This is a genomic window from Allohoeflea poritis, from assembly GCF_027889715.1.
GTDB lineage: Bacteria > Pseudomonadota > Alphaproteobacteria > Rhizobiales > Rhizobiaceae > Hoeflea_A > Hoeflea_A poritis.
Genome location: NZ_JAPJZH010000011.1, coordinates 132,568 through 157,487, shown reverse-complemented (window position 1 = coordinate 157,487; position 24,920 = coordinate 132,568). Strand labels below are relative to the sequence as shown.

Here is a 24,920-nt window from a genome sequence, read left to right as displayed (position 1 = left end):
TGAATGAAAGCAATGCCCGCCGTGCGCGGCGGGCATTCGCGCATTTCGCTGCGCTCCAAGGGGAGGGATAAATGGCAGCCTTTTGGCCCTATATCGGCATGGTGGCGATTGTGATCGCGCTCTATTTTGTGGAGCGGGTCCGGCCCGAAGCCGTCACGCGATTCGAGGAGAATGTTCTCGCCACGCTGCTCGCGATGATCACCATCGTGTCGTTCGTCCAGGTCATCGCACGATACGGCTTCAACACCGGTTGGGGCGGAGCGCTCGAATTCACCCGCATCCTGTTTGCCTGGATGATCCTTTTCGGCATGAGCTACGGGATCAAGATCGGCTCGCATCTGGGGGTTGACGCGGTCATTACCCTGCTGCCCCAGCGCGTGTTCCGTGTTGTCGCGGTCATCGGCGCGCTTTGCTGCGTCCTCTACGCGGTGATCCTGATTTCCTCGACATGGCTGAATTTCTTCGGCGCCGACACGAAGGGCGGGGCGGTGTTCTACTGGGAGCGCATGTTCAAGATCGGCATCGGTCTCGACGATCTGCGCTACCCCGTCTGGATGCAGGAGACCTTCGGCCTGCAGGAGCGCGTGCAGCGCTGGATCGCCTATCTCATCCTGCCGATCGGCCTGGCCATCTTCGCCTATCGCAGCCTGCAGGCGATGGTCGATATCTGGCGCGGCGAGCGCAAGATGATTATCGCCAGCCACGAGGCCGAAGAACTGGTGGCCGAAAACAAAGACGTACTGAAGGACTGATCCCATGGACGCAATCATTCTCTTCGTCCTGGTTCTGGGACTTCTCTTCGTCGGCGTGCCGGTCGCGGTATCGCTGGGGCTCTCTTCGATCCTGGTGATCGCATTCTTCTCCGAAGACTCCATGTCTTCGGTGGCGCTGCAACTGTTCACCGCATCGCAGAACTACACGCTGCTCGCCATTCCGTTCTTCGTGCTGGCGTCCGCATTCATGTCCACCGGCGGCGTGGCGCGGCGCATCATCCGCTTCGCCATCGCAACGGTGGGTCATTTCCGCGGCGGCCTGGCCATGGCGAGCGTGCTTGCCTGCATGCTCTTCGCCGCGCTTTCCGGCTCGTCGCCGGCAACGGTGGTCGCCATCGGCACCATCGCCATCGCCGGCATGCGGCAGGTCGGCTACACCAAGGAATTCGCTTCCGGCGTCATCGCCAATGCCGGCACGCTCGGCATCCTCATTCCGCCGTCCATCGTCATGGTCGTCTATTCGGCGGCGACCGACGTGTCGGTCGGGCGCATGTTCCTGGCGGGCGTCATTCCGGGCATCGTCGCCGGCCTGATGCTGATGATCGCCATCTACTTCATGGCGCGGGTCAAGAACCTTCCGGCGGAACCGTGGAAGGGCTTCCTTGAACTCATGGAAGGCGGCAAGGAAGCCGGCTGGGGCCTGTTCCTGATCATCATCATCCTCGGCGGCATCTATGGCGGTGTCTTCACACCGACGGAGGCAGCTGCCGTGGCGGCCGTCTACGCATTCTTCATCGCCCTGTTCATCTATCGCGACATGGGGCCGATGAAAGACACGCCCTGGGTCTCGGATGACGATTCGAAACGAGCACGCGTCGGCTTCAACGGCACGGTCTACGGCGCCGCCTTCTTCTTCGTATGGATGATCCTGTCGTTCTTCGCGACCGCAGAATCCGGCACCGTTACCGTTGCCGGCCGGGCGCAGCTCGGCGTGGTTCTGTCGCTGGTCATCATGACGGCCTATGTCATGTGGCGCGGCCAGGAGGGCATCGCCAAGGTGCCTGCCCATCTTGTCGCCGGCCTGCCGATCTGGGGCCGCAACCTGGCGCTGATGGGCCGCAACATCTTCACGGTCTTCTTCAACGAGGACACGCGCAAGGTGATGGTCGACGCCTCGAAGACGACGATCATGCTGATGTTCATCATCGTCAATGCGCTGCTCTTTGCTCATGTGTTGACCGGCGAACGGATCCCGCAGGCGATCACCGAGGTCATGCTCGATGCCGGCTTTACCTGGTTCACCTTCCTGATCGCGGTCAACGTGTTGCTTCTGATCGGCGGCCAGTTCATGGAGCCGTCCGGGCTGCTGCTGATCGTCGCGCCGGTCGTCTTTCCGATCGCCATCGAACTCGGCGTGGATCCGGTCCATCTCGGCATCATCATGGTGGTGAATATGGAGATCGGCATGATCACGCCGCCGATCGGACTGAATCTGTTCGTGACCTCCGGCATCACAGGCATGAGCCTGATCCAGGTCGTGAAGGCGGCGCTGCCCTTCGTGGCCGTGCTCTTCGTCTTCCTGATCCTGGTGACCTACATACCGGAGCTTTCGACCATGCTGCCCTATGCGCTGATGGGGCCGGAAATCGTCACGCAGTGACCGCGACCGGCGGCGGGTTCAACCGCCGCCGGCTTTTTATTCAAGAAAACTGCCGATGCGTTCGATGGCCGTTTCGATGCGGTCTTCGGACGCGGCGCAGGACAGGCGCACATAACCTTCGCCGAAATCGCCGAAATCAGGGCCGCCGACGAGTGCGACACCGGCCTCCTCAAGCAGCCGCGATGCGAGATCCTTGGCCTTGAAGCCCGTCGCCGAGATATTCGGGAAGACGTAGAAGGCGCCCTTGGGCGTCGCGCACCGCACGTCGGGCAGAGCGTTCAGCAGGTCGGTGACCAGACGGCGCCTGCGGTCGAAGGCTTCCAGCATCGTTTCGACATCGTCCTGCGGGCCGTCAATGGCGGCGATGCCCGCATACTGGCTCGGCGTGTTGACGCAGGACCAGCAATTGACGGCGAGTTTGCGGACCTTGTCGTAGAGATTGGCGCTTTGCGGACCATTCGGCCAGATCGACCAGCCCATGCGCCAACCGGTCATTGCCCAGGTCTTGGACCAGCCGTTGAGCACGATCAGCCGGTCGCGGATCTGCGGATAGGTCAGCAGCGATGTATGTTCCTCGCCGTCATAGGTCATGACGTCGTAGATCTCGTCCGACAGAACCGCCACATGCGGATGGTTCCCAAGACCCTCGACCAGCTTCCCGATCTCGGCTTTCGGTGTGACGCCGCCGGTCGGGTTGGCCGGCGAATTGACGATCAGGAGCCGGGTTTGCGGCGTGATCTTCGAAAGCGTCTCCTCGGCTGAAAAGGCAAAGCCGTTTTCCTCGCGGATCGGCACGGGAACCGCCCTGGCGCCGGTATAGTCGATCATCGAGCGGTAGATGGGAAATCCGGGGTCGGGATAGAGAATCTCGGCGCCCGGTTCGCCGAACATGGTGATCGCCGCGAACATGGTCGGCTTGCCGCCTGGCATGATCATGACATTGTCGGGCGAGACCTCGATGCCGGTGGTCGTCAGCGTGCGGCGCACCACCGCCTCGCGCGTCTCGAGCAGGCCGTTGGCGGGCGTATAGCCGTGATGGCCGTCGCGCAGCGCCTTGATCGCGGCTTCGACAATATGCGACGGGGTTTTGAAATCCGGCTGGCCGATGCCCAGATTGACAATGTCGCGGCCACCGGCCTGCAGCGCCGCGGCGCGCGCGAGAACGGCGAAAGCGTTTTCCTCGCCAATACGGTCAAAGGCTGCGACGGTCTGCATGTATGCACCTCGTGGTTTTCCGGTCCGGCCCTTTCTTGGCGCATCGGGACTGTTATTTCAATGCGATGTATGTGAAGAGGGGCCGGCAAAAAGGAAGGGACACGCCATATGTCCGGCAGCAGCGCAAAATCATCGGCTATCGCGGCGGCGATCATTCTCGTGGTCGTGGCAATCCTGTTCCTTGCCATGCCGAGGATCGTCCTGGCGCTGGGCGATATATCGCCCTGGCTGGGCTATGGCGTTACGGCCCTGTTCATTCTCGGCTTCTTCGCGATTTTCTGGCTGCGCGCGCGCTATCAGCGCCGGCGGGGCGGCCCCTCCGACGCCGGCTGAGCAAACGCGGTCCGATTATCCCGGCTGGTGCGCTGTGGCCTTGGCGGCAGTCAGGCGCGACAGGATGAAGGCGGCGATGCCGCACAGGGCGATGGCCGTTATCATCGGTGTCGCGGTGCCGTCGAAGAAAGGACTTGCAACGGCGATCATCACGCCTCCGGCCACCATCTGCAGCGTTCCGCCGAGCGACGAGGCGAGGCCCGCAATATCGCCATGATTGTCGAGCGCCAGCACCATCGTCGTCGGAATGACCAGGCCGAGGCAGGCATTGGCGCAAAACAGCAGGCCGACGATGACGAACAGCGTCGCATGGCCGGCCAGTGCAATGGCCAGCAGAATGATCGTGAACAGGGCAAAGCCGGCAACGGCGAGCGATACCATCCGGACCATGCCGATGCGTCGGCCGAGACCGGCCGCGGCCTGTGAGGCCGAGAAAAATCCAAGGGCATTGATGGCGAATGCCAGGCTGAAGCCGGTCGGCGAGAGGCCGAACTCGCCGGTATAGACAAAAGAGGCGCTGGCGATGAAGACGAAGAAGATCGCCATGCCGAAGCCGCCGATGAAGGTCAGGCCCATGAATTCCGGATCGGTGAGCAGCGTTTTCGAGCCGCGCAGGAAGCTGCGCGTGTTGAAGACGACCCGGTTCTCGGGCTTCAGCGTTTCGGGCAGCATGAAGCCGGTCAACAGCAGGCTGAACACGGCGGCGACGCACAACAGAATGAAGATCGCGCGCCAGCCGGCAAGCAGGATCACGCCGCTGCCGGCCAGCGGCGCCAGCATCGGCGAAACGCTGATCACAAGCATGATCAGCGCCATCAGGCGCGTCGCCGCGACACCGGTGTGAAGATCACGGATGATGGCGCGCGGAATGACCATGACGACCGCCGCGCCGAGCCCCTGGACGAAACGCGCCACTGTCAGGATCTCGATGTTCGGCGCGAGCGCGCAGCCGATCGAGCCAAGAATGAAAATCCCGAGGCCAAAATAGAGCGGCGGTTTGCGGCCGACCTGGTCGGCAATCGGACCGTAAACGAGCTGTGCCGCGCCGAAGGCGAGAAAGAACACCGTCAGCGTCATCTGCACGGAGGCAACCGTCGAGCCGAGCCCGTCAGCGATCGACGGCAGGGCGGGCAGATACATGTCGATCGACAGTGGACCGACACAGGCCAGGAGGCCGAGGATTACGGCCGAACGCATCATTCCGGCTGACATGGCAATCTCTTTCGGTGTTCGGCGCAGGCATTGGCGCCCTTGGGAAGGTCGCCCTTTTAGACCGATTCCGTCAAAAGCGCCACCAATGGTTGGTATCGCCCGGCAACACTCCTGACAGTGCAGGGTGGTTCAGGGGAGCGAGAGTACCCTTAAGCCTGCAATGCGGCCATCAGAAGAACAAGCCCAAGCACGAGAACAAGAGTCGCGCCGGCGATCTCGATGGCGCCGCCGATCCTTGATGCGGCCGACTCGCTGGAGGCAAACCGCACGGCGGTGTTTTTGGCGACAACCGCCAGCGTCGCGAGAATGGAGACGGTGATCGCGGTGCCGATGGACATGGCCAGGACCGACAGGAAGCCGCCGAGATAAAGGCCGTTGAGGAGCGCGAAAGTCAGGACGATCAAGGCGCCGGAACAGGGCCGCAGGCCAATCGCGACGATCGCCGACCAGGCTTCGCGCAGCTCCAGTTTCTCAGCCTGCAGGAGCGCGGGATCGGGTGCGTGGGAATGGCCGCAGGTCGGGCAGACGCCGTCCGGGCCATGGTCATGGTGATGACGATCGTGGTGATCATGCCCATGATGGTGGTGATGATGATCATGGTGATCGTGCCCATGGTGGTCATGCCGGTGCGCATGGGCATGGGCATGGGCCAGAGCCGGGGCATGGGATGACAGCGGGGTGCCGGCACTCAGGTGAACCTCCCGCGCCACCTTGCGTGCGGCGGGCCGCAGCTTGCGGTAGAGGAGCCAGCCACCAAATCCGGCGATCAGCGCATAGCTTGCGATTTCCAGTGTATGGGTCGCCTCCGTCATGGAAATGCCGGTGCCGCGCAGTGCGAAATAGGTCACGCCGACGATGAGAATAGCGACCGTGCCCTGCATCAATGCCGCCAGGAAAGAGATGACGACGCCGCGACGCAGGGTCTGTTCATTGGCGATTACATAGGAAGAGATGACGGCCTTGCCGTGCCCCGGTCCGGCGGCGTGAAAGACGCCATAGGCGAAGGACAGACCAATAAGCAGCCACAGCTTTTGCGGATCCTCGCGCATGGCCTGAAGCGTGCCCGATAGCGCGCGGTAGAAGGATTGCTGCTGTGTGTTGATCCAGCCGAACCAGGAACCGAATGTGCCGGTCGCCTGGAAACCGGGCTCTGCGGAGCCGATGCCCAGGGACGACTGCGCGAGGGCAGGCGAAACAAGCGGCGCAAGAAGGCACACACACAACGCGGCAAGGGCAGTGAACCGAAAACGGGTTGTCAGCATTTCAGCTCGAGCCGTGTTGCAAAGAACTTGGAAAAATCGTTGCCTGCCGGATCGTTGAAGAAGGCTTCGGTCAGCGATTCCTGATTCTGGGCGAGGATTTCATCCACATCGGGGCGCACCACCGCGCTCTTGCAGCCATTCGTGTTGCCGGCAACCACCAAATCCGAGTCATTGAGGAAGTCGATCGCCGTATACATTGTCGGATCATAGACGCCGAAGCTCGTCGTTCCGTCCAGCGACAGGCCACCCTCGGGCTGCACGGCAAAGAACATCAGGAGTTGACCGTCCCGGAAATCGACATTGATTCCATCCGGCGCGAGGATGCCGATGTCCCTGCCATTGTGGATGATGGATGTGTAGTAGTCGAAATCGGCGAGCGAGGCGTGCACGATCCTGCCGACCTCGGCGAGCTCTTCCGGTTCAAGCTTCAGATTGGCATTGGCATCGAACTCAAGCATGACCGTGGCGGAGAACAGTTCGTCGAACCGCCACACATGCCGCAACTCGCGCACCGTTTCCCGATCGTCGATCATCACTTCCATCCGCGCCTCGGCAAAAACATGCGGATGCGAAAACGCCGCCGACGCTGTCGCGGTCGTAAATGCGCAGGCAAGCCCCAGTCGTTTTATGCTGACACTTCGGATCATCGTCGGTCGGGTTCCCGTTCGGTCTTGCCCCATGCCTGAAGAATTGGGCCGGAATTGGACTGGCGTGACATTTCCGCTTCCGAATCCGTGCGTTGTCACTTTACCGCAATTGCCCACCCATTGGAATCGCAGTCGTTGCTGGTTCCGATATGGCGCTTAACGGTCGCAATATCCACCATATTGCTTGAACCAGACCGCGAGGTAATCGACGAAGGCGCGGACCTTGGCCGGCAGGTAGCGGCGATGCGGGTAGACGGCGTAAATAGCCGCACCATCCGGCACCCGGTCCTCGAACAATGTGACGATCTCACCGCTTTTGAGCAGCGGCCATACGACGAAATCCGGCAGCATGGACACGCCGAGACCGGCACGCACGGCCTTCATGCTGGCAGTCGGGCTGTTGACCTCGATGGGGCCTTTCACGGTGACTGTTTCCGTCGCGTCGTCCTTGCCCCGGAAGTGCCAGTTGTTGAGAGAACGGGCATTGGTGTCCATGATGCAGGGCACGTCGACGAGGTCTGCCGGTTCCTTGAGACCGGGATAGCGTTGCAGGAAGTCCGGGCTGGCGCAGACATAGGCCTTGAAGGGCGCCAGCTTGCGGGCGATCAGGCCGGAATCGGCCAGCCGCGTGATGCGGATGGCGACGTCGAAGCCTTCCTCGACAAGGTCGACAAATCGGTCGTCGGAGGTGATCTCGAGCTTGATCTCGGGATTTTCCATCGCGAAATCGATCATTGACTGACCGATATCGGCATCGGTGAAGGTTCGCGGCGCGGAGACGCGCACCGTGCCTTTCAGGTCGCGGCTCGTTTCGCGCACCAGGTCGGCGAGATTGTCGATCTCCTTCAGGATGTCGGAGGCGGAGCGATAATAGGTGTGTCCGGCTTCGGTGAGCGAGAACTGCCGTGTCGTGCGGTTGAGCAGCAGCGCGCCGAGATCGTCCTCAAGTTCGCGCACATATTTCGAAAGCAGCGCCTTGGAACGGCCGTTCCTGCGCGCCGCCGCGGAGAAGCCCTCCGCTTCCACAACGTCGATGAATGCGCGTATGCGTGTCAGCGTGTCCATGGATCTGTCCCGTTTTCGGACGCCCGGTCGATAATCTTCCTGCCGATGTCGAGCAGCGACCGGTCCGAGCCTTTCGGCCCCATCAGTGAAATTCCGAAGGGCGCGCAGTCGACGGAGGCGACCGGCAAGGTGAGTTGCGGAAATCCCGTCAGGCCCGACAGGCAAAGCAATCGGATAGCGCGCTCGCGGTAATCCTGGATGTCCTCGAACGAGGCGGCGGCGAGCGGTGCGGCGCCTGGAACCGTCGGCATGACGACCAGACCGTCATTGCCGATGAGATCGGCCAGTTCGTCTGTCAGCGCGGTCCGCTTGGCGGTCTCCGAATTGACGGTTTCATCGTCGATCGTGGTGCCGAAGGCGAAGCGTTCCCTGACGCCCGGGCCGAGATTGCGTTCCGCGGCGCTGATCCATGCGCCGTGTGATTCCCAGGCCTCGCGGGCCTGCAGTTTTCGCAGGCACCAGTAGCGTTCCTCGATATCAAGTGCGGTCAGTTGCAATCCGGTTGCGCCACCGACCACGTCCTGGACAAGGCGTAGCGCGTCCGCATAGGCGTTCTGTTCCGTCGTGCCGGCCAGCATGGCCTCCTGTTCCGGAATGCGCAGAAGCCGCGATGCCGTGAAATCCGAGGCGGGCAGCAGCAGTTCGGCAACGGTTATGTACAGATCGGTGTTGCGGGCGAACCAGCCGAATGTGTCGAAGCTCGGTGCGAGGGGCATGGTTCCATCAAGGGAAATCAGCCCATGCGTGGTGCGCAGGCCGACCAGGCCGCAATAGGATGCCGGCGCTCGGATCGATCCGCCGGTATCCGAGCCGGTGGCGATATCGGCAAGGCCGGCTGCAACGGCGGCGACCGATCCCGATGACGAGCCTCCGGTGATCCGTTCAGGCGCGGCCGGATTCACCGGCTGCGGGTAGTGGGCGTTGTGGCCGTTCAGCGAGAAGGCGAACTCGTCCGTCTGGGTCTTGCCGATGAACTGTGCGCCCGCGTCGAGCAGCGTCTGGACTGCGGGAGCCGTGGCGGCGGCGGGCTCGCTTTCATCGCGCCAGTGCGGATTGCCGCGGCCGGTGATGTGTCCGGCAACATCGAATATGTCCTTGACCGCAAGTCTGCAGCCCGCAAGCGGCCCTTCGGACCCGGCAGGTATGGCCGGACCGCCGGTTTCGATAAACGCGTTGAACGGGTCGCTTTGAACGAGATTCATGTCAATTGTCTCAAGATATTGAACCCGGATGCCAAGATCGTTCATTTTTTACAAAAGCGGGCCTTTGTCCATAGTATCTTGGGCAAAAAACCGCTTGATTGTGACAGCGTGACGCCTTATGTCCGCAGCTGCCCAAAGTCGCACGTGCCTGTGGGTGTCCGCCGACCCTCGATAAGGTGAGGAAATCGGTAAGGTACCTGGAATTAACCCCTCCAGTCGGTTTGCCGGCCAACCGTCAAATCGAGGACATCTTGAAGCAACGACGGTGCGGGCCTTTATGGTGTCTGCCGGCTGTCCAAAGGCCGGGGTTACTGCAGAGGCACACCTTCATTGCCGGAAGTGCGGCTGGGTCTCCCAACCAATCCAAGGCAGACAAAGCGGAATTCGCGAACCCTTCGGGTACGCGGTTCCATCGTCGCATCGACCATTCGTTGCGGAACCGGTGTTTCCACCAATCGGCTCCATGGCCAGTGATCGTATGCCCTTTGTCATCCGGAGCAATCCGGGTTGTTGGGAGAAACCGATGACCACTGAACGCATTATCGACTTTCTGAACACGCGACGACCGGACGGGCCTTGCCTCGTCGTCGATCTTGACGTCGTGCGCGACAATTTCACCGCCTTTCGCCGAGCGCTGCCGGACAGCGCGATCTATTACGCCATCAAGGCCAATCCCGCGCCGGAAATCCTGCGCCTGCTCGCTTCGATGGGATCGAATTTCGATGCGGCCTCGATCACCGAGGTCGAGATGGCGCTGGAGGCCGGCGCGACGCCGGAGCGCATTTCCTTCGGCAATACGATCAAGAAGGAGCGGGATATCGCCCGCGCCTTCTCGCTCGGCGTGACGATGTTTGCCGTCGACAGCAAGGAAGAGGTCGAGAAGGTTGCCCGCGCTGCGCCCGGGTCACGCTTCTTCTGCCGTGTGTTGACGGACGGCGAGGGCGCCGAGTGGCCGCTGTCGCGCAAATTCGGCTGTGTGCCGGATATGGCCTGCGATGTGTTGCGCCACGGCCATGCGCTGGGCCTGGAAGCCTTTGGCGTTTCCTTCCATGTCGGCTCGCAGCAGACGGACCTCGATGCCTGGGACAGCGCTCTGGCCGATGCGCGCCGCGTATTCGATGATCTCGCCGAAGACGGGATCGTGCTGCGGATGGTCAATATGGGCGGCGGCTTCCCGACCCGGTACCTGAAGGACGTTCCGGCGGCCGAGGCTTATGGCCAGGCGATCTTCGAGGCGCTTAGCCGGCATTTCGGCAACCGCATCCCGGAGACGATCATCGAACCGGGCAGGGGCATGGTGGGCAATGCCGGCGTCATCAAGGCGGAAGTGGTGCTGGTATCGCGCAAGGCCGACAACGACAATGTGCGGTGGGTCTATCTCGACATCGGCAAGTTCGGCGGTCTCGCCGAGACGATGGACGAAGCCATCCGCTATCCGATCCGTACGGCACGCGACGATGACCGCGCCGAGCCCTGCGTTCTTGCCGGCCCGACCTGCGACAGCGCCGACGTTCTCTATGAGAAGACGCCCTATCCGCTTCCCGTTTCGCTGACCATCGGCGACGAGGTGCTGATCGAAGGCACGGGCGCCTACACGACGACCTATTCGTCCGTCGCGTTCAACGGCTTCGAGCCGCTGCGGAGCTATGTGATCTGATTGTTCTCACGCGGCGCGCCGCGCATTTGTTTGCGCTCACGCATGAGCGGCCCTGTCGGGCCTATGCTCCGCGGGGGCGGCCAATACCGGCGGGTAAACCCGCCGTGGCCGCCGCGCGGTCGCGCTTGCGGTGCTGCGCACCGTAGTCCTTTCCCCTGTACAGCTTGTCATGGGAAAAGAACCCGAAGCCGCAGGCTTCGCAAGGCCGACCGGCCGTCGCCGCTTATGCGGCGCGCCCGCGCAGGCCAGCCGCGCAGCGGCGTGCGGCCGTGAGCGCAAATTAAAAGGACAACTCAGCCCAAATTCTCGTAGTCCGACACCAGCAGGTGAACCGGTGGCACGTCTTCCTCCACGGTGGTGAAGCGGGGGATCGGCATTTCGAAGACATTGTCCGTGCGGTCGTCATTGACCGTGGAGACCTCGCCGATGAGGACGTCGTCGCCTTCACCCCAGAAGGCATGCCAGACGCTCGGCATCAGCGTTACGCTCTCGCCGGGATCGAGCTTGAGATGGCCGCCTGCGGCGAGCGTGCGCATGCGTCCGTCGACCGGAACGCTGACATCGCTGTGCCGGTCGATGGAACCATCCGGCGCCGACTGGAAGAGTTCCAGGACCAGCTTGCCGCCGCCGCGATTGATGATGTCCTCGGCCTTGACGATGTGGCGGTGCATGGGGCTGAGCTGATCCTTGCGGGAGATCATGATCTTTTCCGCATAGAGCATGCCGCTGCCGGATCCGAGATCGGCCGGATCGCCATTGCGGACCGTGAACAGGAACAGGCCGAGTTCGTCGAACTTTCCCTGTCCGTAATCGGTGATGTCCCAGCCCATGCCGCGCTCGACGATCATCGCGGCTTCGGGTGCCCGCATCGCGTCGGGGCTCCAATAGGCAAAGGGCGGCAGCACATAGCCGAAGGAGCGGAAGAACGCGTCGCCGCGCGCAAGGATTTCATTGATCTGAGACCGTTTCATCGTCTTTCCCGCCGCTCGCGGCCAATGATTTGCTCTAGTGAATGCGATTGGTGGATTCGGGGTCGAAGAACACCGCCTTGGCCATGTTGAAAGCCAGCCGCGCCTGCTGGTTCGGCTCGATCTTGGCATCGGCGCGCAGCCGGGCGATGGCTTCCTTGCCGCCGAGCCGCGTGACCGCGAAGGTATCGGAGCCGGCAGGTTCGACGACCTCGATCAGGCAGGACTGCTCGACCACACGGGTCTCGTTCCGGTCGGCGCCTTCCGGATCGGTCAGCGCCTCGGGCCGGATGCCGAAAACGATCTTGCGGCCGGCGTAGTCGGCAAGTGACGCAAGGCCGTTGACCGGCAGTGAAAGGCTCGATCCGTCGGCGGATTCGAGCTCAATGGCGTGGTCCGAACCGTTCTTTGCGACGGTCGCCTCGATCAGGTTCATCGAGGGTGAGCCCATGAAGTCGGCGACGAACATGTTGCTCGGATCGTTGTAGATTTCCGCCGGCGTGCCGAATTGCTGCAGGATGCCGTCCTTGAGAACCGCGATCTTGGTGGCCAGGGTCAGGGCCTCGATCTGGTCGTGGGTGACATACACGATGGTGGTACCCATGCGCTGGTGCAGCCGCTTGATCTCGGTGCGCATGTCGACGCGCAGCTTGGCATCGAGATTGGAGAGCGGTTCGTCGAACAGGAAGACCATCGGATCGCGCACAAGGGCGCGCCCCATGGCGACGCGCTGGCGCTGGCCGCCGGAGAGCTGGCTCGGCTTGCGGTCGAGAAGCTGGCCGATCTGCAGCATGTCGGCGACGTCGCGGATGGCCTTTTCGCGGCTTGCCTTGTCGATGCCGCGGATCTCCATGCCGAAGCTGATGTTTTGCGCGACCGACATGTTCGGATAGAGCGCGTAGGACTGGAAGACCATGGCGATGTCGCGCTTGGATGGATGCAGCCCGGCGACCGAGCGATCGCCGATGCGGATGTCGCCGCTGGTGATGTCCTCGAGGCCGGCGATGGTGTTCAAGAGCGTGGACTTGCCGCAGCCCGAAGGGCCGACCAGCACAAGGAAGCCGCCGTCCTCGATTTCAATGTCGATGCCCTTGAGCACTTCGACACTGCCGTAAGACTTGTGGAGATTTTCGATGGTCAAAGACGCCATGATCTATCCTTTGACTGCGCCGGCCATGAGACCGCGCACAAAATAACGTCCGGAAACAATGTAGACGACGAGGGTCGGCAGCGCCGCCAGAACGGCGCCGGCAAAGTGGACGTTGTATTCCTTCACGCCGGTCGAGGAACTGACCAGATTGTTCAGCGCAACGGTCATCGGCACGGAATCGAAATCGGCGAATGACGAGCCGAACAGGAAGTCGTTCCAGATATTGGTGAACTGCCAGATGATCGTCACCACCGCGATCGGCGCTGAGCTCGGCACCAGTATGCGCCAGAAAATGGTGAAGAATCCGGCCCCGTCGATCTGTGCCGCGCGCACAAGTTCCGTCGGGAAGGCGGCGTAGTAGTTGCGGAAGAAAAGCGTGGTGAAGCCGAGCCCGTAGACCATGTGGACGAGGACGAGACCGCCGGTAGTTCCGGCGATACCGAGGAAGCCAAGGACCCGCGCCATCGGGATCAAGACGATCTGGAACGGGATGAAGCAGGCGAGAAGCAGCATGCCGAAGACGATGCCGTGGCCGCGGAACTGCCATTTGGTCAGCACATAGCCGTTGAGGGCGCCGAGGACCGTCGATATGGCGACGGCCGGTACCACCATCATGATCGAGTTCCAGAAATAGGGCCGCAGGCCCGTCGGTTCGACGCCGATCTGCGCGGTGCTCCAGGCCGAAAGCCACGGGGCGATGGTCCACTGATCCGGCAGGGACAGCATGTCGCCGCCGCGGATTTCCTCCAGCGGCTTGAAGGAGTTGACCAGCATCACGTAGAGCGGCAGCAGGTAGTAGATCACGAAGACGATCAGGACCGTGTAGATCAGCGCCCTGATCAGCCGGCTGCCCTGAATGGCGTTGTCCTGGGAGGGAATGCTCATCGCCGGCCCTCGCTGCGCAATTCGCTGTAGAGATAGGGCACGATGATCGAGAAGATCATGATCAGCATGATAATCGCCGATGATGCGCCGACGCCCATCTGGTTGCGGGTGAAGGTGTAGGAATACATGAAGGTCGCCGGCAGTTCGGTGGCCCGACCCGGTCCGCCGCCGGTCAGCGCGATGACAAGGTCATAGGCCTTGATCGCCAGGTGGGCGAGCACCACGAAGGCCGACAGGAAAACCGGGCGCATCATCGGGATGATGATACGGCGGTAGATCCTCCAGCCCGATGCGCCGTCGATCTGCGCGGCCCTGATGATCTCGTTGTCGACGCCGCGCAGGCCGGCAAGGAACATGGCCATGACGAAGCCGGACGACTGCCAGACAGCGGCGATGACAACCGTGTAGATCGCGAAATGGCGGTTCTTGATCCAGTCGAAATGGAAGCTCTCCCAGCCCCATTGGTGAAGCGTGTGTTCAAGGCCGATGCCGGGATCGAGGAACCACTTCCAGGCGGTGCCCGTCACGATGAAGGACAGCGCCATGGGATAGAGATAGATCGGACGGATGATTCCCTCGGCCCTGATCTTCTGGTCCAGGAGAATGGCGAGCGCCAGGCCGAGCACGGAGCTGATGCCGATATAGAGAATGCCGAAAATGGCAAGATTGGTGAGTGCCGTCTCCCAGTGGCTGAGCCCGAACAGCTTGACGTAGTTCGACAGGCCGATGAATTCGTTCGAGGGCAGCATGCGCGAGTTCGTCGTCGACAGATATCCCGTGTAGACGATGAATCCGTAGACGAAAAACAAGATCAGGAAGAAGCTCGGCGCCAGTACGATGCGCGGCAGCCAGTTTTGAAGACGGTCTCGCATGGAAACAATTTCCGTAAATCAGGATTGGCAGGCAAGCGCCCGCCAATCCTTTCGACGCATCCGTTTATTTGCCGGTCGCGTCCGGGAGAGACCTATTTGGCCGCTTCAACCGCGTTGACGAGTTCCTCGGCAGCGGTTGCCGAATCGTACTCGCCGTTGAAGTGTGCGGTGACGACATCGTACATGGCGTTCTTCACCGAGGCCGGAACGGCATGGCCGTGGGCCATGGATCCGTAGAGCGATCCGCCGGCGCCGGCTTCGGCGAGGTCCTTCATGCCTTTCTTGCCGCAATCGTCAAAATCGGCGTCGGGAACATCCGTGCGTGCCGGAACCGAGCCCTTGACGACATTGAATGCGGACTGGAACGCCGGGTTCATGACCGATGAGGCCATCGCCTTCTGGCTGTCCTTGCCTTCATCGATGTCGAACATGACGAACTGGTCGGAGTTGAAGGTGACCGAGCCTTGCGTTCCCGGGAAACGGATGCAGACGAAATCCTTGCCGGGTACCTGGTCGGCCTTGAGGAATTCGCCCTTGGCCCAGTCGCCCATCATCTGCATGCCGGCTTCGCCGTTGATGACCATGGCGGAAGCCAGGTTCCAGTCGCGTCCCGAGAAGTTGTCATCGACATAGGAGCGCAGCTTGGCCATGCGGTCGAACGCCTCGACCATCTTCGGTCCGCCCAGCGCCTCTTCGTCGAGGTCGATCATGGACGCCTTGTAGAAGTCGTTGCCCAGGCTGAGGACGACGGCATCGAAAATGGTGGCGTCCTGCCAGGCCTGTCCACCATGGGCGAGCGGCGTGATGCCGTTTGCCTTCATGGCGTCGAGAACCGCGACGAGCTCTTCCCAACTGGCCGGCGCCTTGCCGCCCGCTGCATCAAGCGCGGCCTTGTTGATCCAAACCCAGTTGGTCGAATGAACGTTCACCGGCGCTGCGATCCAGTTGCCGTCATGCTTGGAGAAGAACTGCAGAGCCTCGGGGACGACCGTATCCCAGCCTTCAGCAGCCGCGACTTCGTTCAGATTGCCGAGGACGCCCTCATTGGCCCAGTCCTTGATGTCGAAACCGAGCATCTGAACGGCAGTCGGCGCGTTTCCGGCCGTAACGCGGGCGCGCAGTGCGGTCATCGCTGCTTCGCCGCCACCGCCGGCCACCGGCATGTCGGCCCATGTGACGCCCTTGCCTTCGAGATCGTCCTTCAGGACGTTGAGGGCCGCTGCTTCGCCGCCCGATGTCCACCAGTGAAGCACTTCAACTTCTTCGGCGACGGCGGTGCCCATCATTGCTGCAAGAACCGCGGCGGATGCGGTTACCTTGAGTGCATGTATACGTTTCATTTTTTCCTCCCATGCGACTAAATCAGAAGCTATTTATAACGTTATAAATACGGTATATGTCAATCCGGAAATTGATTTTTCCGAAAAACCAAATTAAATTAAATAGATGGAATAATTTTGGAAAAACAAGAAAACAATATTTAAAACGTTGCAATAATGATAAGGTCCGAGAGACCAAGGGAGCAATCGCTTATGAACCGGGAAGTTCAGCAGATCAGTCGCGCCCGGCAGACGAGCAAGCGGCCGACCCTCAAGACGGTGGCCGAGGCGGCGGGACTGGCGGTCACCACGGTGTCGCGGGCTTTGTCGGACGACCCGAAGATCGCCCTGGACACGCGCAGGCGGGTCGCCGAAATCGCCGAGCGGATCGGTTATGTTCCCGACAGGGCAGCCCAGCGCTTACGCACCGGGAAGACCAGGGTCATCAGCCTGATCCTCGATCCGCATGACGAATTGCTGGTGTTCGGCAACTCACTGATCGGCGGCCTGACCCGCGCGATCCGGGGCACGAGCTACCATCTGACGATCACGCCGGCATTCGAGGACGATCCGAAGGCGCCTATCGACCACATCGTCAAGAACAATCTTGCTGACGGCGTGGTGATCTCGCGGACAAGTCCTTTCGATCAGCGGGTCCGCTTCCTGATCGAGAACGATTTTCATTTCGTCTCGCACGGCCGCACGGAGTTCAGCCACAGCCATTCCTTTGTCGATTTCGACAATGAGGAGTTCGCCTATCTCGCGGCGACGCGGCTGGCGGAAAAGGGCTGCCGCAAGATCTGCATGATCAAGCCGCCGGACCGTTTCACCTTCAGCCAGCACATGCAGTACGGGCTGATGCGTGCGGTGCGCAAGATGGGTCTCGACTATGTCATCCCCGAAGAGGTTTCGCTGATCAGCCCGATGGACGAGATCAACGCGTGGGCAAGCGGGCTGGCGACCCGGGATGACGCGCCCGACGGTTTCGTGTGTCCGGGTGAGGCCTCCTATCTTGCCGTCATGAGCGCCTTCCGCTCGGCCGGCAAGCTGCGCGGCGACGCCTATGAGGTCGTGGTCAAATCAAGCTCGCAGATCCTGAGTCAGATCGATCCGACCATCGACCGGATTTTCGAGGATATCGAGGAGGCCGGATATCTGATGGGCAGGCAGCTTCTGCAACTGCTGGCGGGCGCCGACAGGCCCGGACAGACCATCCAGCGGCCTGTCGCCGACTTTTATCATTCCTGATCGCGGCACCTGCCTGAAAACGTGTGCCGGTCAGTCAACCGGCCGAAAAATCGCCACCGTCCTGAAGCCCAAGCTGGCGCTTGACCGCATCGATGTCACCCAGAACCCACAATTCGGTTATCTGCCGTCCGTCGGTTGTGAAGAATGCGGCGCCGGCCCAGGTGATTTTCGCGCCGGTCTGCGGCACGCCGTAAAATGTTCCGCCGTGGGTCCCGACAAATTCCATGCGTGCGACCGCCCGGTGACCTTCCGTCACGATCTCCTGAATGTTGCAGACAAAGTCCGGCAGCGAACCGCGCACGGCACGCAGATAGTCGATGAAACCTTCAGGCCCGTTGCGTTCGGAACCGAGGGAGCCGCGAAAGACGAAATCCTTGTGCAGGATCTGCCGCGCGACGTCCTCGTCGCCGGTGTTCCAGACCTCGTGGTAAAATCGCTCTATGAGCTGGGCGGGTGTTGTGTTCATCGCCGGTCCTCCGCGTTCAGGCCGTCAGGTCTATGATACCGCAATCGCCGCTTTCCGTACCAAAAGCGAGTTGCACGCCCTTGTCGTTCCACTGCATTGAACTGACTGCGCCTTTGCCGCTGCGCCGCAGCGTGGCTTCCTTCCCCTCCGGAAAGCTTGCGGCAAGGATGGTGCCGTCGCCATAGCCGATGGCAACGACATCATCGGTCGGGTGGCAGGCGACACAGGTGACGGCTTCGTCGCGCTTGCCGAGCTGGAGGGGCGCCTTTCCCATCGGCCCGTCCTTGCCCGAGAACGGCCAGACGACCGCGGCCGGCGCGCCGGAGGAGGCAAGCCATTTGCCCCTGGCGCTCCAGCTCAGCGATTTGACCTTGGAAGGGTAGCCGGACATGCGCATGTGTTTGCCGTCGCTGAGACGCCAGCCATGCAGCGCATTCTCCTGCATGCTTGAGACGACATAGTTGCCATCGGGCGAAAAGATCACCTGGGTGTGTGCGCCCTTCCAGTCCAGATCCACCGCCGGTGCCTGGATGCCGGCCCAGTGAAGCGAAACGCCATTGTAGCGCGTCGCGGCGATGCGCAGGCCCTTCGGCGCGAAGGCGAGCCCCTCGACCGTGCGCTCTTCCTGAAACTCTGACAGGGTTCCATCGGCTTTGCGCACAATTGTGGAGCGACCCGTTGAAAACGCCACCGCGTCCTGCGGCCCGGCGGCGATGCAGTTGATCCACTTGCCGGCATTGTCCGCCAGGATCTCACTGCCGCCGTCGGACGTCGTGCGGACGATCTTGCCGTCCTCGCCGCCGGTCAGCAGTGACCGGCCCTGCCAGTCGCGGGTTGCGCACAACAGCCCGTCATGAATGTCTGCGGATTTGCCGCCGTGATCGAGCCAGTGCAGGGAGCCGTCGGCAAGCGCGAAGAACGGAACCGCGCCAATAAAGTTTGCGGCGACACAGTGACCGTCGAGGTGGAGCGGAGCGATGGTCGGCATCGAAACTTTACGCCTGGCAGGCTTCAAATGTGCGCTTGAGCTTTTCGTGGTCGAGATCGCGGCCGATGAACACGATGCGGCTTTCACGTTTCTCGTCCGGTTTCCACGCACGCTGATGGTCCCCTTCCACGAGCATGTGGATGCCCTGGACGATATAGCGCTCGTCGTCTTCGTCGAAGGCGATGATCCCCTTGAGCCGAAGAATGTTCGGTCCGTCGATCTGCGTCGTCTTCTGGATCCACGGAAAGAACAGGTCCGGCTTGAGCGGGCCGGCCCTCAGGGAAACCGACTGGATCGTTGCATCATGAATATCGGCCGGCGCGTGGTGATGGTGGTGGTGATCATGATCATGATCGTGATCGTGATCGCAGTCCGGGCCGCAAACGTGATCCGGATGATCGTGATCGAGGAAATGCGGGTCGTTGTCGAGTGCGCGCTGCAGATCGAAGGCGCCGCGATCGAGCACGTCATCCAGGCCGATCCCGGCGCGCTCGGTACGATGGATGCGCGCTGACGGATTGATCGCCCGGATCGCCTGTTCGCGCTCGCGCAGCTCGTCTTCGCCGACAAGGTCCGTCTTGTTGAGGAGCACGACATCAGCGAAGGCGATCTGGTCTTCGGCCTCCCGGCTGTCCTTGAGCCGCAGCGGCAGGTGCTTGGCATCGACCAGCGCGACGACTGCATCCAGCCGGGTCTTCTGGCGCACGTCGTCATCCATGAAGAAGGTCTGGGCGACGGGCGCCGGATCGGCAAGCCCGGTTGTCTCCACCACGATCGCGTCGAAACGGCCGGGGCGCCGCATCAGTCCCTCGACGACCCGTATAAGGTCGCCGCGCACCGTGCAGCACACGCAGCCATTGTTCATCTCGTAGATTTCTTCGTCCGATTCGACGATCAGGTCATTATCGATACCGATCTCGCCGAACTCATTGACGATCACCGCGTAGCGCTTGCCGTGGTCTTCGGAAAGGATGCGGTTCAACAAGGTCGTCTTGCCGGATCCAAGATAACCGGTCAACACGGTAACGGGTATGGGATTGTAGGCCTCGCTCATGGGCGGCTCCTGTGGTCTGATCCCGCATATAGGCCAAATGGTCACGACCGCCTAGTCACAAGCCGTTTAGCGCAGCCGGCCGGTGTCGAATCTGTGGACATCCTCCAGCAGTTCGACGAGGCCGCGGGCGCTGTGGGCGATCAGGGCGCGACCCTTGTCCGCCGTCGCCGCAAGCGCATTGCCGGTGGCGCCCGCCGGATTCAGGTCCGCCATTTTCCAGCCGAAAGCATGTGGGCCATAGGCGCGCAAATGCGTTGCGGAATGCTCCATCGTCTCCTGGAAAGAGTCGAAATCGGCGGCGCGCGCGATATCGACAAGGTCCGGATGCAGCGCCAGCATGACGGACGTCTCGATTTCGCCGGCATGAATGCCGATCGCCTTTTCGCGGGCGGTCACGATGCCCTCCGGAACGCCGAAGCGCGTCCAGCTCGTCGCCACGGCCAGCATGTTGAAGCGAACCCGGGCCTCGGTGGCGACGATCGTCATCAGCGGGGCATTTCCGCCATGGGCGTTGAGCATCACGAGCTTGCGGACACCGGACCGGTGCAGCATTTCGGCGGTGCCGATCCATCGCTCCACCGCCTCCTGCCAGCCCAGGCTGCGCGTTCCGGGGCTGTCCATGTGTTCGATCGAATAGCCGACAGGCTCGGTGGGCAAAAACGTCACCGGAAGGTGAGGCGGCAGTGCCCCGGCAACGGCGTCGGCTATGCCGTCGGCAATGATGGTATCGGTCTCGAAGGGCAGATGCGGGCCGTGTTGTTCATGAGCGCCGAGCGGTAGAACAGCGATCCAATCGTGCCGTTCCTGCGGATCGAGATCCTGGTCGTTTTCATCCCAATTTCGCGCTGGGAACACCATGCGGTGAAACTCCTGGCGCGCCGCATCTGTCATTGCAGAAGCGGCGCGTGATTGCGTCCGCGACAGGTAGCAGCCTGAAAAACACTGTGCAACGCCTTTGCCGGCATGGCGTGCTACGCCATTGGCCGGGCACCGCCTTGATGCTGCGTCGCCGGCCGCCGGTTTACCGGATTGAATCCGCAGATGGGCCTTTGCCGGACGCACTGAAGAGAGGCCGGGCCACGAATCGAAGCAAGCGGATTCGAAAACTGCCGACGGATTTTGAAATAGTGCCGTCTGGCGTTATAATTTAGTTGCCCGACTATGGCTCAAGAGCTCGGGCGGATAGGGAGGCCGCTATGGCCAAGAAGAATAAATCCAGTGAAGACAAGAAAAACAATGAGGAAAAGGTTGAACTTTTCTCCCAATTGTCTGCTTCAGCTCGATACTCGCGCACATTATTATCGCGCCAACTTCTTTCTTGTGGTCTTTATGCCGGTCAAGATGCCGTAATACTTGCTCTTGACGCCAATGACGGGCTTTCGCTCTCGGCAATTGCAGAACAACTTGGCGTTCGGGCTCCGACGATGACCAAAACGATTAACCGGCTTGCCGCTCAGGGATTTGTCGACAAAAGAGAATCCGAAACCGATGCACGATTGTCGCACGTCTATCTGACCGAAGCCGGTCATGATGCCGTGAAATCGGTTCGCAAGGCGATCAGGAAGTCGCAGAAGATTGCGCTGCAGGAACTCAGCGTGAAAGACGTCAAGTCGCTGATGCGATTGCTGAAGAAGGTCGAACATAACATCGCCTCGGCTCTGGGCTGAGCGCGACCGGTTCGTCCCTTTAAAAAATTTAGTTTTCGTTTAAAACGGTCCGACAAACAAACGGTCAGAGCCGTGCCGTGTCGCGGCCGGGTGCCAGATTTGCTCTAGGGGTATTGATTGGGCCAGAAGGTCAAACTCTCGACGATCGCCGATTCACTTGGCCTTTCGACGGCGACGGTCTCCCTTGCGCTGCGCGACAGCCCGCTTGTCGCGGATGCGACGCGCGAGAAAATCAAGGAACAGGCACAGACCCTCGGCTATATCTACAACCGGCGCGCGGCCAGCCTGCGCACATCGCGCTCTGGCATCATCGGCGTCGTGGTCCACGACATCATGAACCCGTTCTATGCCGAAATCCTGCGTGCCATCGAAGGCGAGCTCGACCGCAACCGGCAGACCTTCATCTTGTCGAACCACTATGATTCAGTCGAGAAGCAGCGCAACTTCATCGAGACCCTTTTGCAGCTTGGCGGCGACGGCGTGATCATGTCTCCGGCGATCGGCACGCCGAAACGCGATATCGCGCTTGCCGAGGAAAACGGTATGCCGGCAATCCTGATCGCGCGCTCGGTCGACGAGGTCGATGTGCCGATCTACCGGGGCGATGATGCCTATGGGATCGCGCTGGCGACCAACCACCTGATCGGTCTTGGTCACAGCTGCATCGCGATGGTCGGCGGCACCGATCAGACCTCCACCGGGCGGCACCGTTATCAGGGCTACGTCAATGCCTTGCAGAAGGCCAATATCGAGGTCGATCCCGACCTGCGCATACCCGGGCCGCGCACGAAGCAAGCCGGGTTCGAGGCGGCCGTCAATTTCCTGTCGCTGCCCCAGAAGCCGACCGCGGCCGTATGCTGGAACGACCTCGTCGCCATCGGGCTGATGAACGGAATTGCCCGGGCCGGCCTTGTGCCGGGCAAGGATATTTCGGTCACCGGCTATGATGACCTGGAGGAAGCATCCATCGCGACGCCTTCGCTGACCACGGTCTGGAACGGGCAGGCGGAGGTCGGGCGGATGGCCGCCCGCGCGCTTCTCGACAAGCTCAACGGATCCTCCGACGCGGACGGTCTGCATCTTATCCGGCCGGAAATGCGCATCCGCCAGTCCACGTCGCCCTTGAAACAGGCCTGACTGCCGAAGTCACTCCGGATCAGCCGCGTTTCTTCCATGCATATTCGCGCGCGGCGTCACCGAAAGCCTTCAACAGCCTGTAGGATGCGTGATCGGACTGCGCCCAGTATTCGGGATGCCATTGGACGCCGAGGGCAAAGGCCTTGGCACCGTCCACCGAAACGGCCTCGATAACGCCGTCTTCGGTCCGCGCCTCGATAGTCAGACCGGGCGCGATCTGCCCGATCGCCTGCCGGTGCAGCGAATTCACCTGCGCGGTTTCCTCCTGGAGTATGTCGAAAAGGCAGCTTTCCCTTTCGACCGCGATTTCCTGGCGGATGCCGAAACGAATATCGGGATCGTCATGTTCCGGCCGCCGGTGATCCAGATTTCCGGGCGTTTCCTGGATTTCGGTCGCAAGCGTTCCGCCGAGCGCGACATTAAGCTCCTGGATGCCGCGGCAGATGGCGAGAAGCGGAATGCCCTTTTCGATTGTTCGCCGGATCAGCGGCAGGCTCGTCGCATCGCGGTCCGCATCGTAGGGCCCGTTCTCCGGCGTCGGTTCCTGACCATAGAGTTCCGGGCCGACATTGCTGCGGGCGCCGCTGATCATGACGCCGTCGACGCGATCGAGGATCTCGTCGATCTCGGTATAGCCGGACAGGTCGCGTCCAAGAGCCGGTACGATCAGCGGTATGACGTCCGCGGCCTTGAAGGCGGCTGATGCATACTGGGACGGGCTGGCATGCCAGACATATCCATCCATTTCTCTGGTATCGGCAGGGATCGCGACAATGGCGCTGCGCATTTCAGCCTCCGGATCGGTTGCTCGGCTGCGGGCTATTTAGCGTATGCGCACGATCTTGCAACCGCCGATTTACGGCACATGTAACAAGTGCGGGGCGCTGTATGCGGCGTACGCCGATGTGCGCTTTCGCAGGCTTTGAAATATTGTTCCGTTGGTTGAAAATACCCATGCGATTCATTTGCATGAACATGAACAAGGTGTAGTCTGATTCGCGGCCCAGCTTCCGACAAACCGGCCTTTCGAAAATCCCAGAGGAGGACAAGCATGAACCGTCGCTCATTCATCAGGAGGGCGGGTGTGGCAGGCACGGGCGCAGCGGCGTCGGTGGCATTGGCGGCACCGGCGGTGGCGCAGTCCCTGCCGAACATCACATGGCAGCTTTCGTCCGGCTATCCGAAGCTGCTGGACACGATTTACGGCACAGCGGAAGTGTTTGCCGAATCCGTTCGTGAGCTGACCGACGGAAAATTCGATATCAAGGTCTTTCCGGACGGCGAACTGGTGAATGCGCTTGACGGCCTCGACGCGGTTCAGGAAGGCAAGATCGATATTGCAAGCACCGCCTCCAACTATTTCTGGGAGAAGGATCCGGCTTTCGCATTCGGAACGGGTGTGCCTTTCGGCCTGAACCAGAGGATGATGAACGCCTGGCTCTATGAGGGCGGAGGCCTTGATCTGCTCAACAAATTCTACAGCAAGTTCAACATTATCGGATTTCCCGCCGGCAATACCGGTGCCCAGATGGGCGGTTGGTTCCGCAGGGAAATCAATACGCTGGACGATATGCAGGGGATCAAGTTCCGGATCGGCGGCTTCGGTGGCGAGATCGTCAGGAAGATCGGCGTGAATCCCGTCAGCCTGCCGGCCGAGCGCATTTACGGGGCGATGGAAAACGGCACGGTCGATGCCGCTGAGTTCGTCGGCCCCTATGACGACGACAAGCTGGGCCTCAACCGCGTGGCAAAGTACTATTACTATCCGGGATGGTGGGAAGGCGGCGTGACCGTCATGAACCTGATCAATCTCGAAAAGTGGAACGCGCTGCCCAAAAGCTATCAGGCCGCGATCCGCTCGGCGTCAGCGCTTGCCAATTCGGTCATGATGGCCCGCTACGACACGCTCAATCCGCCTATTCTGCGCGAGCTCGTGCAGTTCGGAACAGTCCTGCGGCCCTATTCCAGCGACATCATGCTGGCCTGCTTCAACGCCGCAAAGGAAACCTATACCGAGCTTTCGGAGGACAATGAGGATTTCAAGGCGCTACACGATTCCTATATGAGCTACCGCGGCGAGGCCTATCTGTGGTTCCAGATCTCTGAATATGCCCAGGACACGTTCCTGATGCTGCAGCAAAGAGCGGGGCGCCTGTAACGGTCCCGGTCACGCCGGTGCGAAAGATGTGCCGTGGTTTCG

General features: G+C 61.3%; 24 protein-coding genes. 8 read left to right on the top strand and 16 right to left on the bottom strand.

What is annotated here, in order from left to right; all coding sequences use genetic code 11:
• Window positions 1-71: 71 nt before the first annotated feature.
• Both OOZ53_RS17760 and OOZ53_RS17755 read left to right on the top strand, forming a co-directional pair.
• A complete protein-coding gene (locus OOZ53_RS17760; RefSeq protein WP_271091026.1) occupies window positions 72-752 on the top strand; it encodes a TRAP transporter small permease in 681 nt (226 codons plus the stop codon).
• A 4-nt stretch (window positions 753-756) separates the two neighbouring features.
• A complete protein-coding gene (locus OOZ53_RS17755; protein WP_271091025.1) occupies window positions 757-2,373 on the top strand; it encodes a TRAP transporter large permease in 1,617 nt (538 codons plus the stop codon).
• A 36-nt stretch (window positions 2,374-2,409) separates the two neighbouring features.
• On the opposite strand, the gene OOZ53_RS17750 is transcribed toward OOZ53_RS17755, so the two are convergent.
• Complete coding sequence (locus tag OOZ53_RS17750) at window positions 2,410-3,588, bottom strand: pyridoxal phosphate-dependent aminotransferase (protein ID WP_271091024.1); 1,179 nt, start codon at window positions 3,586-3,588, stop codon at window positions 2,410-2,412.
• A gap of 108 nt (window positions 3,589-3,696) precedes the next feature.
• Between OOZ53_RS17750 and OOZ53_RS17745 the strand changes: the two genes are divergently transcribed.
• A complete protein-coding gene (locus tag OOZ53_RS17745; RefSeq protein WP_271091023.1) occupies window positions 3,697-3,921 on the top strand; it encodes a hypothetical protein in 225 nt (74 codons plus the stop codon).
• Window positions 3,922-3,936: 15 nt separating this feature from the next.
• On the opposite strand, the gene OOZ53_RS17740 is transcribed toward OOZ53_RS17745, so the two are convergent.
• The 5 genes from OOZ53_RS17740 to OOZ53_RS17720 all read right to left on the bottom strand — a co-directional run bounded on the left by OOZ53_RS17740 (window position 3,937) and on the right by OOZ53_RS17720 (window position 9,309).
• A complete protein-coding gene (locus tag OOZ53_RS17740) occupies window positions 3,937-5,133 on the bottom strand; it encodes a multidrug effflux MFS transporter (RefSeq protein ID WP_271091022.1) in 1,197 nt (398 codons plus the stop codon).
• A gap of 149 nt (window positions 5,134-5,282) precedes the next feature.
• Window positions 5,283-6,395, bottom strand: coding sequence for a nickel/cobalt transporter (locus OOZ53_RS17735; protein ID WP_271091021.1), 1,113 nt, complete (start codon window positions 6,393-6,395; stop codon window positions 5,283-5,285).
• Window positions 6,389-7,039 (bottom strand): DUF1007 family protein, encoded by a 651-nt coding sequence (locus OOZ53_RS17730; RefSeq protein WP_425499178.1) that lies wholly within the window; start codon window positions 7,037-7,039, stop codon window positions 6,389-6,391. The genes OOZ53_RS17735 and OOZ53_RS17730 overlap by 7 nt, the downstream gene beginning before the upstream one ends.
• A 159-nt stretch (window positions 7,040-7,198) precedes the next feature.
• Window positions 7,199-8,107 carry a LysR family transcriptional regulator gene (locus OOZ53_RS17725; protein ID WP_271091018.1) on the bottom strand — a complete coding sequence of 303 codons (909 nt, stop codon included), beginning with the start codon at window positions 8,105-8,107 and terminating at the stop codon, window positions 7,199-7,201.
• On the bottom strand, window positions 8,095-9,309 hold the full coding sequence (locus tag OOZ53_RS17720) for an amidase (protein ID WP_271091017.1): 1,215 nt from the start codon (window positions 9,307-9,309) through the stop codon (window positions 8,095-8,097). The genes OOZ53_RS17725 and OOZ53_RS17720 overlap by 13 nt, the downstream gene beginning before the upstream one ends.
• A gap of 523 nt (window positions 9,310-9,832) precedes the next feature.
• Between OOZ53_RS17720 and odc2 the strand changes: the two genes are divergently transcribed.
• Entirely contained in the window at window positions 9,833-10,966 is a 1,134-nt protein-coding gene (gene odc2, locus OOZ53_RS17715) for an ornithine/lysine decarboxylase (RefSeq protein WP_271091016.1), read from the top strand.
• Window positions 10,967-11,259: 293 nt separating this feature from the next.
• Here odc2 and OOZ53_RS17710 read toward each other — a convergent pair whose 3' ends face one another.
• From OOZ53_RS17710 to OOZ53_RS17690, 5 genes are all read right to left on the bottom strand, one after another.
• Entirely contained in the window at window positions 11,260-11,937 is a 678-nt protein-coding gene (locus OOZ53_RS17710) for a D-lyxose/D-mannose family sugar isomerase (RefSeq protein WP_271091015.1), read from the bottom strand.
• A 34-nt stretch (window positions 11,938-11,971) separates the two neighbouring features.
• Window positions 11,972-13,084 carry an ABC transporter ATP-binding protein gene (locus tag OOZ53_RS17705; RefSeq protein WP_271091013.1) on the bottom strand — a complete coding sequence of 371 codons (1,113 nt, stop codon included), beginning with the start codon at window positions 13,082-13,084 and terminating at the stop codon, window positions 11,972-11,974.
• A gap of 3 nt (window positions 13,085-13,087) precedes the next feature.
• Window positions 13,088-13,969 (bottom strand): carbohydrate ABC transporter permease, encoded by an 882-nt coding sequence (locus tag OOZ53_RS17700; protein WP_271091011.1) that lies wholly within the window; start codon window positions 13,967-13,969, stop codon window positions 13,088-13,090.
• A complete protein-coding gene (locus tag OOZ53_RS17695; protein WP_271091010.1) occupies window positions 13,966-14,841 on the bottom strand; it encodes a carbohydrate ABC transporter permease in 876 nt (291 codons plus the stop codon). Before OOZ53_RS17695 ends, OOZ53_RS17700 begins: the two co-directional genes overlap by 4 nt.
• Before the next feature lie 92 nt (window positions 14,842-14,933).
• Window positions 14,934-16,181 (bottom strand): ABC transporter substrate-binding protein, encoded by a 1,248-nt coding sequence (locus tag OOZ53_RS17690; RefSeq protein ID WP_271091009.1) that lies wholly within the window; start codon window positions 16,179-16,181, stop codon window positions 14,934-14,936.
• Between the two features lie 192 nt (window positions 16,182-16,373).
• Here OOZ53_RS17690 and OOZ53_RS17685 point away from each other — a divergent pair, with 192 nt between their 5' ends.
• Window positions 16,374-17,408, top strand: coding sequence for a LacI family transcriptional regulator (locus tag OOZ53_RS17685; protein ID WP_271091008.1), 1,035 nt, complete (start codon window positions 16,374-16,376; stop codon window positions 17,406-17,408).
• 34 nt (window positions 17,409-17,442) lie between these two features.
• On the opposite strand, the gene OOZ53_RS17680 is transcribed toward OOZ53_RS17685, so the two are convergent.
• From OOZ53_RS17680 to OOZ53_RS17665, 4 genes are all read right to left on the bottom strand, one after another.
• Entirely contained in the window at window positions 17,443-17,874 is a 432-nt protein-coding gene (locus tag OOZ53_RS17680) for an ester cyclase (protein ID WP_271091007.1), read from the bottom strand.
• A 16-nt stretch (window positions 17,875-17,890) separates the two neighbouring features.
• The gene (locus OOZ53_RS17675) at window positions 17,891-18,862 is read right to left on the bottom strand and encodes a WD40 repeat domain-containing protein (RefSeq protein WP_271091006.1); all 972 of its coding nucleotides are present in this window, start codon (window positions 18,860-18,862) and stop codon (window positions 17,891-17,893) included.
• 7 nt (window positions 18,863-18,869) lie between these two features.
• Complete coding sequence (locus OOZ53_RS17670) at window positions 18,870-19,916, bottom strand: CobW family GTP-binding protein (protein WP_271091005.1); 1,047 nt, start codon at window positions 19,914-19,916, stop codon at window positions 18,870-18,872.
• 66 nt (window positions 19,917-19,982) lie between these two features.
• A complete protein-coding gene (locus OOZ53_RS17665) occupies window positions 19,983-20,774 on the bottom strand; it encodes a creatininase family protein (protein WP_271091004.1) in 792 nt (263 codons plus the stop codon).
• 338 nt (window positions 20,775-21,112) lie between these two features.
• Here OOZ53_RS17665 and OOZ53_RS17660 point away from each other — a divergent pair, with 338 nt between their 5' ends.
• Window positions 21,113-21,583 carry a MarR family winged helix-turn-helix transcriptional regulator gene (locus tag OOZ53_RS17660; RefSeq protein WP_271091003.1) on the top strand — a complete coding sequence of 157 codons (471 nt, stop codon included), beginning with the start codon at window positions 21,113-21,115 and terminating at the stop codon, window positions 21,581-21,583.
• A gap of 117 nt (window positions 21,584-21,700) precedes the next feature.
• Complete coding sequence (locus OOZ53_RS17655) at window positions 21,701-22,720, top strand: LacI family DNA-binding transcriptional regulator (protein ID WP_271091002.1); 1,020 nt, start codon at window positions 21,701-21,703, stop codon at window positions 22,718-22,720.
• Between the two features lie 19 nt (window positions 22,721-22,739).
• On the opposite strand, the gene OOZ53_RS17650 is transcribed toward OOZ53_RS17655, so the two are convergent.
• Window positions 22,740-23,507, bottom strand: a complete 768-nt coding sequence (locus OOZ53_RS17650; protein WP_271091001.1) for a gamma-glutamyl-gamma-aminobutyrate hydrolase family protein — start codon at window positions 23,505-23,507, stop codon at window positions 22,740-22,742.
• Window positions 23,508-23,771: 264 nt separating this feature from the next.
• Here OOZ53_RS17650 and OOZ53_RS17645 point away from each other — a divergent pair, with 264 nt between their 5' ends.
• Window positions 23,772-24,878 carry a TRAP transporter substrate-binding protein gene (locus tag OOZ53_RS17645; protein ID WP_271091000.1) on the top strand — a complete coding sequence of 369 codons (1,107 nt, stop codon included), beginning with the start codon at window positions 23,772-23,774 and terminating at the stop codon, window positions 24,876-24,878.
• The last annotated feature ends 42 nt before the right edge of the window (window positions 24,879-24,920 follow it).